Origin of the sequence: Mesorhizobium sp. M0698, assembly GCF_040320455.1 — a bacterium.
Lineage (GTDB): Bacteria > Pseudomonadota > Alphaproteobacteria > Rhizobiales > Rhizobiaceae > Mesorhizobium.
The window spans coordinates 1-15,813 of record NZ_JAMYPQ010000018.1 but is presented as its reverse complement, the minus strand read 5'-3'; the positions used below and the strand labels follow the sequence as shown (position 1 = coordinate 15,813).

Here is a 15,813-nt window from a genome sequence, read left to right as displayed (position 1 = left end):
TGACTATTTTCCGGCGGCGGCTACAAGGCACGCGCGGCGACATCGTCGCCCTGCCCGTGTGGTTTTCAACAGCCGCGCCTGCTGGGGAATAGGTTAACGGTAGACCCACGGACTCTGACTCCGTTAGTCCTGGTTCGAATCCAGGTTCCCCAGCCAACAAGCCAAATCAGAGACTTATGGCGATCGGGATTTTTCGTTTCCTGCAATTTCGTGCCGCGACACGCCACACTGTTAGCCGCTATCCAATTTGAACGACGGCAGCGGGCTGGTCCGCATCCGCTGCGGCTACTGCAAGAGCTCTACAATTATTTCCCCGATGATCTGATCCAGATTTTTGGCGATGTGGACATCGACTCGCTGGCTTACCGAATGAAAATGCGAAGACGGCAAGGATCACGGCAGGCTGGAAGTGGAGCCATTTTCCGCGACCAAGCGCGAGGCTGTCGGCCTTCGTATCCGCCGGCTGGGAATCAATCGTATTCCGGTATGGAGTGACGGATCGTAGGCAGGCTCTTGTGGCAAGACGGGGCCGCCCCGCTCGTATTCAAGCTCCTTCTGGCAGCTTGTAAGGCTTGATGTATCCTCGACATTCTAAATCGGCCCGGTCCTCGATTTTGGCCCCGTAAAGCTGTTGTCGAAGGTCCGATGCCTGATCCGGCCATAGTTGTTCTGCAATTTGCATCTTGTGGAGCACCGAATAATCTCGGTATGGAGAAGGAAACCTGGTTAGCAATAGAAACATTGCGCCAAAAATACCGCAAATAAAGACATAGACAACGATTATCTTACTGTAAACTCCAAGAGATGACGCGATCCATATTTCCTTCATCAGAAGCATATTTATTGCGTACACGCATGCTATTACTACAATCAACAACATCAAATAAAAATATACGAAATATTTGGAAGCAGCCGAATGAAAACCTGTAAAAACCAGATGTGGTATATTCGATGGAAAGTATTTCCCGATGGCAGTCTCTGGAATCAAAGCTAACTGCATAACATTGAGTATACCCCGAGGAAAAATCCGCTTGAGAAGGTGGGCTATAGCCCCGTCGACGATTGCTATGTTGGCCTGGAGGGTGGCCGCGTATATTCCGAGCGTGCTTGATATAGCGAGAAGAGATTCCGCAACACCTGGAGAGCTTTTAATAGAAATTCCATAGACGCTAACATCGGTTCCTAGGTGAAAGTAGTTCGCAACCAAAAAGGTAAAAAGTGATATATTTAAAATGGTGAATTTCCCACTTGACGACTTAAGATGATCCCTTCTGGCAACAAGCAAATCCAGCAACGATCGATCCAGCTTGCCGACATCATCATCGTCTACAAGTTCGAGGTCGTGGTCAATGATCTGGGCAGGACTCAGCCAGCGTCGCGGGAACATCGCATTGTAGCGCTTGCGTTCCCGAAGCCAAAAACCGAGGCGAGCAAAAGGAAAGCTGCACCAGAACCGAATTCGGTTCCAGGTTCGCGTCAGGACGGCTCGCCCTTTCGCTGCGCTGCTCGATAGGTTCACGGTGTCCCCCCGGGCCTTCTGGTCAGGATGCAGCGCCGGCGTCACCCCCGCAAGGGCGGCCTCGCGATTCCCACGGTTTATATCAATTCCTGCTTCGGCAGTGAATTACGGTGACAGTGCACTTTTTACCATGTCGCCGCCGCCTCACGTGCACCTTGCCCACGTTCCCGGTCTGCCGCATCCCCCGGCACCGTACGAGCGAGCCGAAGTGTTTTCACGTCCGGAGACTGTAAGTTCCACAAGAACTGCTCATCGAGCATTGCCGCGTCGCCGATGTTGCGGTTTTTCGATGCACCCGTGGGCCGAGAGCATCGCCGGACAAATCGGCAAAGCCGCGAAACCCGGAAACGAGCCAGGCGGCGAAAAGAAAATAGTGCACCGGAATTACGGTGACAGTGCACTTTTTACCCATGTCGCTCCCGCCGCATGGTGCACCTTGCCCGCGTTCCCGGTCTGCCGCATCCCCCAGCATCGATAACCGCAACATCGGCGACGCGGCAATATTCGATGAGCGGTCCTTGTGGAACGCATAGTCTTCGGACGTGAAAACACTTTGGCTCGCCTGTACGGTGCTGCGGCAGACCGGGAACGCGGGCAAGGTGCACCATGCGGCGGGGCGAACATGGTAAAAAGTGCACCGTCACCGTAATTCCGCATGACAACCACCGCAAAATGCGGGTCTGGATGATGACCTCTGGCAGCCAAACCCCGTCCGCGTTAGAATGGGACAGGGGACATTCACCAACCCAGCAAGGGAGGTCCGCCATGAAAGTCAAAGACGCAATGCATAAGGGTGTCGACTGGGTCAGCCCCGAAACCGCTGTCACCGAACTGGCGAAAATGATGCGAGCCCAGGATATCGGGTCGATTCCCATTGGAGAGAACGACCGACTGATCGGAATGGTGACCGACCGCGATATTGTCTGCAACGGACTGGCAGAAGATGGTTTCGACGGCCGCATCGCAACGGCGCGCGATGTTATGACGGCCGGCATTCACTGCTGCCGCGAAGACGACGATCTGGCCAAGGCCGTACGGCACATGGAAGAACTGAAAATCCGCAGGTTGCCGGTGATCAACAAGAATATGCGGATGGTCGGCATCCTTAGCGTCGGCGACGTCAGTCAGTCGGCACCGAGGGAACTGGTGTCCGAATACGTCAAGAGCGTTTCCGCCCACCACCACTGAAGGGCGGCTCGCCCGTGCGCTAAGGCCTCAGTCTGCCGCCGCGCTGGCCACAGCGCGCCGGCAGAAATGTCCGGTCATCGAGGCCGTGGCGCACCGGAAAAGCCCGCCGGCCGAAGCCGGCTGGAGCGTCTGCAGTCGCCAGAGTGTGGGTAACTTTATGCAGCCTTCAGGTTAATCACCCGCATCACTGCGACCGCTGTTCCGTTGTTCGTAGCAGCCTCCTTCGTGCTACCCTTGCCGCAGCTCCATACGTCACCCTCCTTGGCCGTGAACTGCATGTCTCCGGCCGTGACCTGCAGCTCGCCTTCAGTGACCGTGCAGACCATATCGTCGGCCATGACATCCCCGAGCGGGCTAGTTGCCTTTGGCTGGTAGACGACGTCTTCCATGGCAATTTTCTTGTACCCCTTGATATGGGAGTCTCGTGTTCCCAGTTCGACGAGCCGAACGCCGGGAAAAATCTCTTTGCCATCAGTCGGACCGTAGGTCTTGGCCGCTACCGGAATGGGCTTTGCGACCAATAGCGGGGCCGCCAACGAGGTGGCACCAAGGGCGAGAGCATTACGTCGATTCATCTTCATAACATCCTCCCTGAGTTAGTTCGCCCGACCGGGCGAACCTGATGTTTTACGCGCCCGTTCAGCCAAATAGTCAAAACACAATTGGGCAAGCCAACGCCTGGCCTGCGCGCGTTCTGGCGTGCCGCTGTCCTACACCGCCGAAGTGCTTCGCGCGTCTTGGCGGCTCGCTGCGGCTGGCTGCGCATGGCCTGCCTGCCACACCTCTTGACTGTCCGAGCGGGTTAGATACTTTTTGCTGCGTGCCTTGAGAAAAGCGGTGCCGGGCACCTTGGTCAGCCGCGTGATAACCGACGAATGGGTGAGCCCTCACGTCGAAGAGAAAGAAGAAACAGCACCAGCTCTTGCTGGCCGCGCTGCCTAAAGCGAAACCGAAAATGACCTAGATTGTTGATGCGACGCGGGAAATTGGCCGCTAAGGATGAATTACGGTGACAGTGCACTTTTACCATGTCGCCTCCGCCGCATTGTGCACCTTGCCCGCGTTCCCGGTCTGCGGCATCCCCCAGCACCGTACCGGCGAGCCAAAGTGTTTTCACGTCCGAAGACTATGTGTTCCACAAGAACTGCTCATCGAATATTGCCGCGTCGCCGATGTCGCGGTTTTCGATGCACCCGTGGGCCGAGAGCATCGCCGGGCAAATCGGCAAAGCCGTGAGAACCCGGAACGAGGCGCGCGGCGAAAAGAAAATAGCGGACTGTCACCGTAATTCCTAAAACCTCTCCGGCAACCCTTCTACTCCCCGACAATGGACGTCGGCGGGCGTGCCGAGGTTATCGGATCGGCATGACGAAGGACGATCCTCCACGCGCCTTCCTCGCGCCGGAATATGGTGGTGACTCGAAGCGCAATCGGCACCAGTTTGTTGCCACCACCGACCTTGGATTGGAACCGCTCGACCTCGATGATGTATCCTAAGTCGGCTGTCGCATACTCCGAGATGCGCTCAAAGCCGATGGCCTTGCCGTGCCGGTAATTGGTGGCGGCCCGTTCCATGGTCTCAGCGGCCTTTCTCCATCCCTTCGCCGGCGGGCCAAAGGGATTGGCAATAATGACGTCGTCCTGTCGCGAGTAGAGGTTTTTCAGGGGCTCAGGATCGCCCTTTACGAAGGCATCCAGAGCCAGATGATCCTGCTCGATAAATTTCGTCAGGTCGGAGGCTAACATCTTAACATCGCCCCATGACTAAAAGAGAGCTCTATCAAGCGCTTCATCCGCCCTTCGCCTTGCCGTAGGCGTTCGGGCTGGTGTCCGGAGTATAGATCAGAATTACGGTGAGTGCACTTTTTACCATGTCGCCCCCGTCGCGTGGTGCACCTTGCCGGCGTTCCCGGTCTGCCGCATCCCCGGCACCGTACGGGCGAGCCAAAGTGTTTTCACGTCGGAAGACTATGTGTTCCACAAGAACTGCTCATCGAGTATTGCCCCGTCGCCGATGTCGCGGTTATCGATGCACCGGTGGGCCGAGAGCGTCGCCGGGCAAATCGGCAAAGCCGTGAGAACCCGGAAAACGAGGCACACGGCGAAAAGAAATTAGTGCACTGTCACCGTAATTCGTTAGATCGGGGAACGGCCGGCCACCCCCAACGCCCCGCGCTTCGAGGCGCGAGAGATTGGATGCCGTCGTTCGGGATGTAGGTGTTCATACGGTTGAGTTGGGAGTTATCGAACGGAAGCCGATGATTTCAATATAGCAGACTTTGAGCCGGGACGCTAAGGAATATGGGTAAATATTCCTAATTCGGCATCGGAGCGCCGATGGCGTCTAGCTCGTCTGATAGATCGAACAAAAAAGCGAACATATCGCTCACAGTGAAATGTGCACCGAGGATCGGCTTTCCGTTATCCGCTGGCGAATATGAATACGTATGCCATGTCACAGGGGGATAATTCGGGTTTGTAAAATTAAGGTGGCCCCCGTGATGAGCAACTCCGTTTCGGATGAGCCATGCAAACTGAAAAATCTGTGGCCAGCCTTTCGTGTCTGTCCCGAAAACTGACTGAATATGCGGGCGATGAAATTCAAAGAATTGAAGGAACACAGCATAAATCATGCGGTTATAAATTTGAGTAAATTCCTCTATTATATGATCTCCGGGAACTGGCGTTTTGCCTTTAGCCTTTATCTCCAAAATTATTTCGTCAATCTTAGTATTGGCAACCGTTAATTTCATTGGGTGAATAATGGGAAATAGTATCTCAAGCGGCAGCGAACTACATATAATACACATCGCTTGCTTATCATTTGTAAGGTCGATTTTGCCGCGCATAACCAATCCGGTGATAGCAAGCGCATCTGTCAGGTGCATGGCGAGCCACACCGTGCTGAATAGGCGCGACTTTCCACGTGTGAAGTGTTTGTCGCCGACGGTGACCAGCATGACGATTGAACCCCATGAGGCGCTGCAGGAACCTACCACGCCTCGCCTAATTCTCTCTTGCGCGCGGTTAGAGTCAACGGTTCAACGTTCGCCTTCGGCTCACCGCGCTTGGCTAAAACTAAGCGCGATGACTAATGACAATGATATTGGGAGAAAATGAAAAATTATCGATTCCGCGATCATCGTAGTCCACCCGCAGGCGATATACTCCAATATCGTGCGCTTGGAAGATGACATTGATTTGTGAAAATCCGTCCGGACCAGTTGCGGCGGCTGACAAATTGATCTCCCTCTGAGGACCAGAAAATCCAAAAGAGTCCACAATGGAAAACTTTAGTCTGCGGCCAGACACAGGGGTCAATATGTTGTCGTTAAATACTAGGCGCACGTAAAAAGTAAGAGGGGTATCAGGGCCAGTGATGATCGGTACTTGCGCAGGCAAGAAGCACTCTGGCCGGGGCTCGCTTCTAATTATTATCGCGTATGCGATCGTATCGGCTATCGGCTCAAGCGAGTGCGCAATCTCTTTGCAAGTTGGCGGCGGAGGTGGAGGCGGAGGTTTTGGGCAATTGCAGGGGTTAGGCGCGATAGGAGCAGCAAGCAAAGGTGGCGACACCTGTACAGGTGCCGGCAACCGAGCACATCCGGCAGCGTTTAGGCCGCAAATCGCTCCGAAAAGAAGCCAGAAGGGCTGGTGCCGCATCTATTGAATCGCGTGAGCTTCTAGCTCTTGAAGGCGCTCCCCGCTCAGCCCAAACTGAAGTGCCGGCATTTTAGGATCCACCAAGTCTGCGCCAGCTTCATTTTGAACCCGGTAAGTCACGAAGCCGTCCACAAATTCGGATAAGCTAAGCCTATCATACAACGCCTTTAGCGCAGTATATTGTTCTTGAGTTATTTGCGGAGGATTTGCGCTCAGCTTTGCCACTAGCTCCTCATATTTCTTTAGCTTTGCAGCACCTTCTCGACGGAGCCTCTCGCGCAGCAGGTCCGCCTTTTCCTGGGTCACACACGATTCCTTCGCGTCACCAAGATCTTGGAAAAATTGCTTGGTTTCAGGCCCGCAATTCACCGCTAACGTCGTTCCGAAAGCCACTTCCGATTCAAAGCGTCCCGTATAGGAAACAGTCTCATTCCATTCTTTTGATTGCTTAAAATAAGCCGAGCTATACCCACCGCTTACGGAAACGGAAAAGCCAAATAGGCCAACACCACCGCCGCCGCTTGGAATTGCTTCCGCCTGAGGATAGTTGGTGTCGAATTTGAAAAACCCAGTACCCTCGGTTGCTTGTTGATTAATGGCCTCGAAAATCTTCTTTGTCATATCCATGACTTGCCGTCCGTAAGTCGCAGTATCGAGACTACCTTCGTCCATTTTAAACGTACACGCACCACTGTCTTTGAGTTCTTGTGCAACATTAGAATAGGTAGCCGATCCCAACCGAAACCAACCGACACTCGCCGAAACAGATGCCTTCGACCGCACCTGACTCCATACTTTAGACAAATCGCAATGAATCTTCGCTATCCAAGGATCTCCAACAAATTCAGCCTTGCCAACAACGTTAAATCCGAAATGAGGATTGGCGGTAATATCTGAACCTACCTGCTGCGCAGCAACAATGTGGCCAAAGCCAGAGTTCAGACTACCAATTGAATAGTTGAGATCAGCCCCGAATTGTATCGTGGGAGGCAGATTCTGCTCCAGTCCTTCCCCAAACGATAGCGTCTGATCCAGTGCGGTCGACGTGATTTTTGGTGATCGCAGCACCATGGGCAATAACTTAGGACTTTCAATAGCGAAGTCTTTCTTGATTTGCGCAATCAGCTCTTCTCTTTGTTTATCGGAAAGATCAACGTTGATAACACCCGAGAGAATTGCGCCAACACGGCTGGTGATCTCGCCGGAGGCGCTTTGAACAAAGTAGGAACGGCCTATGCCGAAATGCGTGACCTTAAAGGATTTTAGCCGCTCGCCCAGCAAGACGTCAGCGCTCAGGGGAAGGTAGTAAAATTGGCTGGGCACGTCCGCATCCTGATAAGCGATGGCGCCCTTAATCGATGTTCCCTTGCTAAATTTGGGCGCGGAGAGAGCATCTGTTGTCGTTAGGAGCGCAGTCGCAGTCAAGCAGGTGAATGTCGCAAGAAGTTGACGGGTCGATATCATGTGAGATCCTCCCATATTATAGATTTACAATAGAACTAGTTGAGATTCCATCGAATAGAGAGATGAGGCGGCCGGGATTAGCACTACAAAGGGACGACGCGCCAACTCGAAATGTCGACGAACGGCACCTGCATCCCCCGCCGAACCAGCAACGAATGCTCAATCCCCAGTATCTTCCGCACACTCGCCAGCGCCGCCTCGTTCACCTCGATATACGCGACGATGTACCATTCACCGTTTTCTTCCCTGGCCATGCCCATCGGCTCGGCCCGCCATTTGAGCGCGCCATGGTGCGGCATGAAGTAGGTTTCCTGGATGCCGCCGACGGCGGTTAGTCCTTCGTCGAGCGCGTATTCCATCACCGCGCAGCACAGCTGCGTCAGCGTGCCCCTCAGTCCGGCAGTGCGTTTGTCGGGGACGACGAATGTGCGCGTCCATTCGGCCCAATCGGGTCGTCTCGGGACGCCCGATTTTTCACACATGTGAGAAAAAACCTCCGAGACCATGTGCGGCTCGCTCGTTGGGATCAATCGAGCCGAAGTCACTACGCGATCGTCTTCAATGCCCAGCAGGTATGTCGCCGCGTCTGTATCGAATTGATCCAGTTCGCGACCATCCGGGCTCGGAGGGCGCCAATGCTTCTGGTGCACGAAGAAGTCGTGCCGCCGGCGCAGAAACTCGTCGAATTCGTTTTCATAGAGATGCTTGTTATGCGCATTGACTACGTGGGCCGTTATCATGGCGCGATCCCCCGATCGTTCTCAAAGGGATACTCGCAGTCGCGCTAATATACGTCACCTGTCCGATGGGACAGTTGACGCGATTAGGGATGGATCAGACGGCGGCGCACTGCCTCGACGACCGCTTGCGTGGTCGTGGCGACGCCAAAAGCCTCGCGGGCCCGCGTCGAATGCCATTTGACCGTGCGCTCGGTAAGGCCAAGGATCTGCGAGGTTTCAGATGATGTCTTGCCGGCCGCGGCCCACAAGAGCACTTCTTTTTCGCGGTCGGTCAGCACGCCCTCATCATCACCATCGTCATTCGCCAAGGCCTGGATCGACATGCCCGCGTATACCGCCATCGTCACCAGTTGCACTTGATGGCGCGGCGACAGGGCGCAGGCCTTCGCGGAAGAGGCAAACGACAGCACGGATTGCCAATGATGAACGCTGAGCATCGGTACGGCGAAGCCGCTACAGATGCCGAACTCAGTCGCCTCGCCGGCAACGCGTCGTGAGCCCTCCGTATCCGACCATTTTGCCGGAACTTCCGACCAAAGGAACGGCTTCAAGGTCTTTGCCGAGTAAATGCAAACACCATCAGCCGCGGCATGCTCGGCCTCGACATAGCGTTCGAACCAGCCGGCCGGCCAGCCATTCAGTTCGACCATCGGTGCAAGCTTCTGCCCACCGAGCGGCACGCCGCTCAGGATCAGGTGCTCGAAGCCGAGATTTCGCACGGTTTCGAGCAGGTCGCCCAGAAGCGGCCCGGTAGCTGTGTGTTTCCTGCAGCGTTCGACAAAGTCGAACACGTCTGAATCGATCATGACAGAGACCCCCCGTCTCCACGCCCGAAAACAAAGCTTACCTTAAATTAGAGACTTCGAATACTCCCAATAAGTGTGTCCGCCACGCAGGACGCGTGGACCAAAATCAGCTAAATCAGCCACACGTGATCAGCGAAGCAGGACCACCAAGCATGGCGCCATCATTGCCGAAACGAAACGAGCCGTTCCGGGCCGGCGAAACCGCGCTGCTGCTGGTCGACATGCAGCGCGTCTGGCTGGAGCCGGGTGCTGATCCGGCGCATCCGGAGCGCGGTCCCGACCACTATCTCTACCGGCAGACCGCGTCGCAAACGATCCCTAACCAGGAGCGCCTGCTGGCGGCGGCGCGGGCCAACGGCGTCGAGGTGATCCACACCATCATCCAGAGCCTGACCGAGGACGGCCGCGACCGCTCGCTCGACCACAAGCTGACGCCGATCCATATCGCGCCGAGCCGGCCGGACGGCCTGCCGGTGCCGTCGCTGGCGCCGGTCGGCGACGAGATCATGCTGCCGAAGACATCGTCGGGTGTCTTCAATTCAACCAACATCGACTATGTCTTGAAAAACCTCGGCGTGCGTTATCTGATCGTCGCCGGCATCATGACCGACCAGTGCGTCGACATGGCGGTGCGCGATGCCGCCGATCGCGGCTATCTCGTCACCTGCGTATCCGATGCTTGCGCCGCCGCCTCACAGGAGCGTCATGACGGCGCGCTAAAAGCCTTCGGTGGCTATTGCTGGGTCACTGATACCGCCACCGTTACGGGCCGTTTCGAAGCCTTGGGAAAAGCTGCATGACCGTCGAACCGCTCGTTGCCGTCGTCACCACCGACCTGTCGGCGATCACGCGCGGCCGCTCGGTGGTCGAAAGCAAGCTGCAGAAGATCGCCGCGACCGGCGTCGGCTGGCTGCAGGCCAATCTGTCGCTGACGCCGTTCAACTCGATCGTCGATCCCAATCCCTGGGGCTCGTCAGGCGATGTGCGGCTCGTTCCCGATCTCAACGCGCGGTTCCGCACGGCGCTGACCGGATCGGCGACGCCTTTCGACATGGTCGCCGGCAACATCGTCGAACTCGACGGCAGCCCGTGGGTCGGCTGTACGCGGACCATGCTCAAGGATGCGCTGGCGGAGTTGAAGACAGCGGCCGGGCTTTCCGTCATCGCCGCCTTCGAGCATGAATTCCATATCGAGGGCGACTTTGGCCCGGCTCATTCGATGTCGCTGGCAGCACTGCGCCGCACCGACCCGTTTGCCGCCAATCTGATGGCGGCGCTGGCGGAAGCCGGCGTCGCGCCCGAAGTGGTGATCGCCGAGTTCGGCACCGACCAGTTCGAGGTGACATGCGAGCCGGCCGATGCGCTCGCCGCGGCCGATCGCGCCGTCGCCATTCGCGAGATCACGCGCGAAGTCGCGCGATGTGCCGGCTGGCAGGCGAGCTTCGCACCCAAGATCGCGCCGGATGCCGTCGGCAACGGCGTCCACATCCATTTCAGTTTCGTCGACGAGGCCGGCAAGCCGGCGACCTACGATCCGGCCCAGCCTGGCGGCCTTTCCAGCCGTGCCGCTTCGTTCTGTGCCGGCGTGCTGCGCCACCTGCCCGCGGTCACCGCCATGACGGCGGCGAGTGTGTCGTCCTACTACCGGCTGAAGCCGCATAGCTGGAGCTCGTCCTACACCTGGCTTGCCGATCGCGACCGCGAGGCGAGCCTGCGCATCTGCCCGACGGTGACGATCGGCGGGCGCGATCCGGCGCGGCAGCACAACATCGAGTACCGGGCAGCCGACGCCACCGGCAATCCCTATTTGTCGCTGGCGGCGATCGTGCGCGCCGGGCTGGAGGGGCTGAAAGCCAAGCTGCCGGCGCCGCCGCTGGTCTCGGGCGACCCGACACAGATGAGCGTTGCCGAGCGCAAGAAGCTTGGCCTCGTGCGGCTGCCGGAAACGCTGCCGACGGCACTCGACGCGCTTCTCGCCGACAAGACCGTCACCGAATGGTTCGCGCCGGTGTTCGTCGAGACCTTTGTCGGCCTCAAGCGGCATGAGACCGAGCGCCTCGCCGGTCTCGATCCTGTGGCTGTCTGCGATCTCTACCGGACGCTGTATTGATGGCTGAGCCGCTTGCCAGCGCCATCCTACCGGAAGGTTGGCTTCCAGCGGTCGAAGCAATCAACGAAACGGGGCGTTCCGATATCGTTCTGATATGCGAGCACGCGTCCAATCACATCCCGGCCGAGTATGCGCGGCTCGGTCTCGACAGCAGCCATTTGCAGCGCCATATCGCCTGGGACATCGGCGCCGCCGAAGTGACCCGCGCTCTGTCGAAGCTGCTCGATGCTCCGGCTTTCCTCAGCTCCTATTCGCGGCTTTTGATCGATCTCAACCGGCCGCTTGGTTCCAGCGGCAGCATTCCGGCGCTATCGGAGGACACCGGCATCCCCGGCAATGTCGGCCTCGATCCGGAGGAGCGAAGCCGGCGTGCCGAAATCATGTTCGCGCCGTTTCATGACCGCGTGGCCGCCCATCTCGACGACCGGGCGAAGCAGGGCAGACCGACGCGGATCGCGACGGTCCACTCCTTCACGCCGGTCTTCCTCGGCATTGCGCGGCCCTGGCACGCCGGCGTGCTTTACGATCGGGCAGTCGATTTCGGCCAGGCAGTGCTTGCCGGCCTGCGCGCCGACAGCGGGCTCAACGCCGCGGCAAACGAGCCCTACGTGATCAGCCGCGACGGCGACTATGCCATACCCGTCCATGGCGACGATCGCGGCATTCCCGCGGTCCTCATCGAGATCAGGCAGGACCTGCTGGCGGGCCGCTCGGGCATCGAGGAATGGGCGAAGCGGCTGGCGGCCGTCTTGCCGGCACAGCTGACTAAGGAGTCGTGAAAGAGCTCGGCCGAGTGAGCGCAAAGCGAGAGCCTACGGTCGGCCTGGCCACCGTCCTCAGGAGAAGATTTGCGACAGTTCTTCGACGCTGGTGCCTTCCTTGACCTGACGCAGCTCGACATAGCTGACCGCGGTGGCAATCGACGTCACCATTGACGATATCGTCGACACCAAAGTCGCCACTACAGCTCGCACTATGCCGCCCAACGGTTCGACAGCACTTTCAAGTGCCAACTGAATGGCCACCGAGGCCACGATCAGAACGAAGAACAGGCCGAACAGTGCCCAGCGGCTGCCTTTGGTAAGTTCACCGCTGCGCGCCATGGAGCCAGACACGCCGACCCGTTCCTGTACCAGAACCGGCACCGCTACCAGCCACCGGAGCCACAATATGATTCCGGGAATGACGAGCAGGATCAAGCCCAATCCTGCGCCCAGGACGACCAGCAGCCCGACGCCGAGCGTTGGCAGAAAACAGCCGATCGCTATCTTGATGCAGTCGGCAATGGATGGCTGCTTGCCGTTCAGATCCTCGATAGTCGCCCGGACCAGCGCAGACTGAAGCAACAGATCCAGGACAAAGGACATCAACACGACGCCGAACGTAATCAGAGAATCACGAGACATCATGCGGAGGCCGCCGAGGGCGGCATCAGGATCCCCTCGGGCGACGCCGGCCTGCGGCACCTGCATCCAAAGCTCATAAACAAGGGTCGGGAAACCCGAAAACAGCAATGCAAGTCCGAGGCAAAGCATGGGGTTGCGGCCGATGACCGCAAAACTGGCGCCGAAAACCCTGCCGATGCGAAATTTGTTGGGCTGGTCCAGCGTTATTGACGCCACGATATACCTCTACCTGTTTTGACCGGTCCGTCATTGCGACCCGGTGTTGGCCGACATTGACCCGCCGGCGGCAGCATGGCGAACGGCTGTCGCGGCTCGCCGGGCCCGCCTGATGTTCAGGCCGGTCCCGACGTGGTGCAGCCGCGCGACTTTGCTACGAGAAGATTTGCGACAGTTCTTCGACGCTGGTGCCTTCCTTGACCTGACGCAGCTCGACATAGCTGACCGCCGTGGCGACCGACAGCACCATCGACAGTACGGTCGACACCAAGGCTGCCGCCACATCGGCAATGATCCCGCCAAACATGACGATGACTGCCAGCATCACCCACTGGATGACCATCGCGATGACCATCAGGATCAAGAAGAGGCCAAATAGCGGCCAGCGGTTGCCCTTGGTCAGGACACGGCTACGCGACATCGAACCGAACACGCCAAGCCGCTCCTGGATCAGAACCGGCACCGCCACGCACCATCCGAGCCATAAGATGATGCCGGGAACCAGCAAAGCTATCGACGCCAGGCCCGCACCCAGGCCGACGAGCAGGCCAATACCGAGGGTCGGCAGCAAATTGCGGATGGCTATCTGAATGCAGTCGCCAAAGGTCGGTCGCTTGCCGTTCAAGTCCTCGATCGTCGCCCGCACCAGCGCCGACTGGAGCAGCAGCGCGAAAACGAAGGATAGCAATCCCGCAATAATCGTAAACCATGAATTCCGAAACATCATCGAGGGATCGGCCGCGGCGCCGGGGTCGCCCTGCAGAACCGCATCTATTTGCGGTTGGCTCCACAGCCGAAGAATAATCGCCGGCAAGCCTGAAAACAGCAGCGCGAGCCCAAGGCACAAGCCGATGTTGCGGCCGATCACGGCGAAGCTGTTGTTGAACACCCTGCCGATCTCGAATTTCTCAGGCCGTTCCAGTGTCGTTGAAGCCATGATTTCCCCCCGTGTTTCGCCGTAACAGTATCACGGCGCCCTAATAGTAATTCTGCCAAGATTAACGGTGGGCGTCCAGCCCACTTGCAATTCTTGTTCTGCATTGTCAGTGTCGGCAGGGAACCACAGGTTGCAGGGGAGCGGGTGGCGTTGGCACAGCCAGGCACAGCGGAAGCCGAACGGCTGACCAATCTGCACAAGCAGCTGATCGCCGATGAGTCGATCCAGTTCGACCTGCCGGCCTATGTGCCGCCGAAGCCGCCCGAGTGGCTGAAACCGCTGCAGGATTTTTTGTCGTGGCTCGGTCCCTACATGATCTATCTGTTCTGGGGGGCGGTGATATCGGGCGCAGCAATCATCCTGCTTCTGGTCTTCCTCGAGGTGAAAGGCATCGCCTGGCGGCTGCCGTGGCAGCGCGCTCGACCCGAAGTCGAAGACGAAGAAGCCTGGCGCCCCGACGCCGGCGCCGCGCAGATCCTGTTGTCGCAAGCGGATGCGCTGGCCGCACGCGGCGACTATGACGAGGCGGTTCACCTTTTGCTTCGGCGCAGCGTCGCCGATATTGCCGGCCGGCTGCCGGACTTCCTGCGCCCGTCGCTCACCGCGCGCGACATCGCCAATGCCTCTTCCCTGCCGGGAAGGGCGCGCCATGCGTTTACCGAGATCGCCCGCATTGTCGAGGCGGCGCTGTTCGCGCGCCGGCCGGTCGGCGCGGAAGGCTGGCGGCAGGCGCGCGGCGCCTATGAACGTTTCGCCTTCCGGGATGCCTGGACGTGAGTGCACCGGCGGTCGAGGCACAGGAGCCGTTCAATCGAAAGACACTGTTTTGGGGGATTTTCGCCAGCCTCCTTGCGGCAGCCGGTTTCTTCCTGCTGTCCACCTATGCTCCCGATTTCCGGCAACCCGGCAATGGCGGCGCCACGCCGCTGTCGAAAAGCGGTGTGGGCTACGCCGGCCTGGCGGAATGGCTGCGGCTCACCGGCGAAGCGCCCTTGATGGCGCGGACCGAAGACGATCTTGCCAGAGATATACTGCTGATCGTCACCATCTCGCCCGACAGCGATCCGGAGGCGCTCGACCACATCCTCAATCTTCGCCAGGACCAGAACACGCTCTTCGTGCTGCCCAAATGGCAGATCCTGCCGCTGCAGGGGCATGAAAGCTGGAACATGAAATTCGGGCGATTGCCCGGTTCGGTGGTGAACGAATGGCTTGGCCGCATCGCCGATGCGACGATCGGTGCCGGCCAGAGCACGGCAAAGCAACTCGACATCGAAGGCAACATGGTTGCCGCACCCGAAGAATTGCAGTGGGTGGCCGACAAGTACCCTCTCATCGCAGCCGGCAATGACAAGGCTGTGCTTACCGAACTGGACGACAAGCCGTTCTATATCCTGACTGACCCCGACCTGATCAACAACGCCGCCCTCAAGGATCCCGAAAAGGCAGCAGCCGCGCTCGGGCTGATTGCCTTGCTCCAGCCCGACGACGGCCCGGTGATGTTCGATCTGACGCTGCACGGCGCGGGGCGGAAGTATGATCTGGCCAAGCTTCTGGTCGAGCCGCCGTTCCTGGCGCTGACACTGACGATCCTGATCGCTGCGGCGCTGGCGTTCCTGCATGGCCTTGGCCGGTTCGGCCCGCCGCGGTTAGCCCCCCGCGGCGCACGCGGAGGGACCCGGGGGCGGGGGGGGTCGCCGCGCGGGGGGCGGGCGGGGGGCGGGCCGCGGGGGCGGGGGGGGGGGCCCGAGGGGCGGCGGGTTG

The 15,813-nt window shown here is 58.5% G+C and carries 16 protein-coding genes and 1 tRNA gene; 7 read left to right on the top strand and 10 right to left on the bottom strand.

Features of this window, described 5'->3' with window-relative positions:
- Window positions 1–82 precede the first annotated feature (82 nt).
- Window positions 83–156: transfer RNA gene (locus tag NKI16_RS26695), tRNA-Gln, on the top strand.
- A 388-nt stretch (window positions 157–544) separates the two neighbouring features.
- On the opposite strand, the gene NKI16_RS26690 is transcribed toward NKI16_RS26695, so the two are convergent.
- Window positions 545–1,519, bottom strand: a complete 975-nt coding sequence (locus NKI16_RS26690; protein ID WP_352625272.1) for a hypothetical protein — start codon at window positions 1,517–1,519, stop codon at window positions 545–547.
- Window positions 1,520–2,284: 765 nt separating this feature from the next.
- Between NKI16_RS26690 and NKI16_RS26685 the strand changes: the two genes are divergently transcribed.
- The gene (locus NKI16_RS26685; protein WP_023674444.1) at window positions 2,285–2,707 is read left to right on the top strand and encodes a CBS domain-containing protein; all 423 of its coding nucleotides are present in this window, start codon (window positions 2,285–2,287) and stop codon (window positions 2,705–2,707) included.
- Window positions 2,708–2,862: 155 nt separating this feature from the next.
- Here NKI16_RS26685 and NKI16_RS26680 read toward each other — a convergent pair whose 3' ends face one another.
- The 7 genes from NKI16_RS26680 to NKI16_RS26650 form a co-directional block, all read right to left on the bottom strand.
- Window positions 2,863–3,288, bottom strand: coding sequence for a hypothetical protein (locus NKI16_RS26680; RefSeq protein ID WP_023674443.1), 426 nt, complete (start codon window positions 3,286–3,288; stop codon window positions 2,863–2,865).
- A gap of 733 nt (window positions 3,289–4,021) precedes the next feature.
- Window positions 4,022–4,453, bottom strand: a complete 432-nt coding sequence (locus NKI16_RS26675; RefSeq protein WP_023674442.1) for a YybH family protein — start codon at window positions 4,451–4,453, stop codon at window positions 4,022–4,024.
- Between the two features lie 569 nt (window positions 4,454–5,022).
- A complete protein-coding gene (locus NKI16_RS26670; protein WP_352625260.1) occupies window positions 5,023–5,667 on the bottom strand; it encodes a hypothetical protein in 645 nt (214 codons plus the stop codon).
- Between the two features lie 118 nt (window positions 5,668–5,785).
- Window positions 5,786–5,947, bottom strand: a complete 162-nt coding sequence (locus NKI16_RS26665) for a hypothetical protein (RefSeq protein WP_352923896.1) — start codon at window positions 5,945–5,947, stop codon at window positions 5,786–5,788.
- A gap of 423 nt (window positions 5,948–6,370) precedes the next feature.
- Complete coding sequence (locus tag NKI16_RS26660) at window positions 6,371–7,834, bottom strand: hypothetical protein (protein WP_352625256.1); 1,464 nt, start codon at window positions 7,832–7,834, stop codon at window positions 6,371–6,373.
- An 83-nt stretch (window positions 7,835–7,917) separates the two neighbouring features.
- Window positions 7,918–8,574: an acyl-homoserine-lactone synthase gene (locus NKI16_RS26655; protein ID WP_352625254.1), complete on the bottom strand. Its 657-nt coding sequence runs from the start codon at window positions 8,572–8,574 to the stop codon at window positions 7,918–7,920.
- 83 nt (window positions 8,575–8,657) lie between these two features.
- Window positions 8,658–9,380 carry a helix-turn-helix transcriptional regulator gene (locus NKI16_RS26650; RefSeq protein ID WP_352625252.1) on the bottom strand — a complete coding sequence of 241 codons (723 nt, stop codon included), beginning with the start codon at window positions 9,378–9,380 and terminating at the stop codon, window positions 8,658–8,660.
- A 152-nt stretch (window positions 9,381–9,532) separates the two neighbouring features.
- Between NKI16_RS26650 and NKI16_RS26645 the strand changes: the two genes are divergently transcribed.
- Genes NKI16_RS26645 through NKI16_RS26635 form a run of 3 tightly spaced genes read left to right on the top strand, consistent with a single transcriptional unit; the run spans window position 9,533 to window position 12,269 of the window.
- Complete coding sequence (locus NKI16_RS26645; RefSeq protein WP_352625250.1) at window positions 9,533–10,180, top strand: cysteine hydrolase family protein; 648 nt, start codon at window positions 9,533–9,535, stop codon at window positions 10,178–10,180.
- Window positions 10,177–11,490, top strand: coding sequence for a type I glutamate--ammonia ligase (locus tag NKI16_RS26640; RefSeq protein WP_352625249.1), 1,314 nt, complete (start codon window positions 10,177–10,179; stop codon window positions 11,488–11,490). Before NKI16_RS26645 ends, NKI16_RS26640 begins: the two co-directional genes overlap by 4 nt.
- The gene (locus NKI16_RS26635; RefSeq protein ID WP_352625247.1) at window positions 11,490–12,269 is read left to right on the top strand and encodes an N-formylglutamate amidohydrolase; all 780 of its coding nucleotides are present in this window, start codon (window positions 11,490–11,492) and stop codon (window positions 12,267–12,269) included. Before NKI16_RS26640 ends, NKI16_RS26635 begins: the two co-directional genes overlap by 1 nt.
- A gap of 57 nt (window positions 12,270–12,326) precedes the next feature.
- Here NKI16_RS26635 and NKI16_RS26630 read toward each other — a convergent pair whose 3' ends face one another.
- Together NKI16_RS26630 and NKI16_RS26625 are read right to left on the bottom strand one after the other, a co-directional pair.
- Window positions 12,327–13,112 carry a hypothetical protein gene (locus NKI16_RS26630; protein WP_352579802.1) on the bottom strand — a complete coding sequence of 262 codons (786 nt, stop codon included), beginning with the start codon at window positions 13,110–13,112 and terminating at the stop codon, window positions 12,327–12,329.
- A gap of 154 nt (window positions 13,113–13,266) precedes the next feature.
- On the bottom strand, window positions 13,267–14,049 hold the full coding sequence (locus NKI16_RS26625; protein ID WP_352516778.1) for a hypothetical protein: 783 nt from the start codon (window positions 14,047–14,049) through the stop codon (window positions 13,267–13,269).
- Between the two features lie 144 nt (window positions 14,050–14,193).
- Between NKI16_RS26625 and NKI16_RS26620 the strand changes: the two genes are divergently transcribed.
- Window positions 14,194–14,826 carry a DUF4129 domain-containing protein gene (locus NKI16_RS26620; RefSeq protein ID WP_352625245.1) on the top strand — a complete coding sequence of 211 codons (633 nt, stop codon included), beginning with the start codon at window positions 14,194–14,196 and terminating at the stop codon, window positions 14,824–14,826.
- Window positions 14,823–15,813: DUF4350 domain-containing protein (locus NKI16_RS26615; RefSeq protein ID WP_352923893.1), on the top strand; the 991-nt coding region annotated here is incomplete at its 3' end. The genes NKI16_RS26620 and NKI16_RS26615, both read left to right, overlap by 4 nt.

Bases quoted from the DNA above. Each gene is read 5' to 3' on its own strand.
- NKI16_RS26650 (WP_352625252.1), bottom strand. From the start codon at position 9,380: ATGATCGATTCAGACGTGTTCGACTTTGTCGAACGCTGCAGGAAACAC.
- NKI16_RS26635 (WP_352625247.1), top strand. From the start codon at position 11,490: ATGGCTGAGCCGCTTGCCAGCGCCATCCTACCGGAAGGTTGGCTTCCA.
- NKI16_RS26645 (WP_352625250.1), top strand. From the start codon at position 9,533: ATGGCGCCATCATTGCCGAAACGAAACGAGCCGTTCCGGGCCGGCGAA.
- NKI16_RS26670 (WP_352625260.1), bottom strand. From the start codon at position 5,667: ATGCTGGTCACCGTCGGCGACAAACACTTCACACGTGGAAAGTCGCGC.
- NKI16_RS26660 (WP_352625256.1), bottom strand. From the start codon at position 7,834: ATGATATCGACCCGTCAACTTCTTGCGACATTCACCTGCTTGACTGCG.
- NKI16_RS26625 (WP_352516778.1), bottom strand. From the start codon at position 14,049: ATGGCTTCAACGACACTGGAACGGCCTGAGAAATTCGAGATCGGCAGG.
- NKI16_RS26640 (WP_352625249.1), top strand. From the start codon at position 10,177: ATGACCGTCGAACCGCTCGTTGCCGTCGTCACCACCGACCTGTCGGCG.
- NKI16_RS26655 (WP_352625254.1), bottom strand. From the start codon at position 8,574: ATGATAACGGCCCACGTAGTCAATGCGCATAACAAGCATCTCTATGAA.
- NKI16_RS26680 (WP_023674443.1), bottom strand. From the start codon at position 3,288: ATGAAGATGAATCGACGTAATGCTCTCGCCCTTGGTGCCACCTCGTTG.
- NKI16_RS26675 (WP_023674442.1), bottom strand. From the start codon at position 4,453: ATGTTAGCCTCCGACCTGACGAAATTTATCGAGCAGGATCATCTGGCT.
- NKI16_RS26685 (WP_023674444.1), top strand. From the start codon at position 2,285: ATGAAAGTCAAAGACGCAATGCATAAGGGTGTCGACTGGGTCAGCCCC.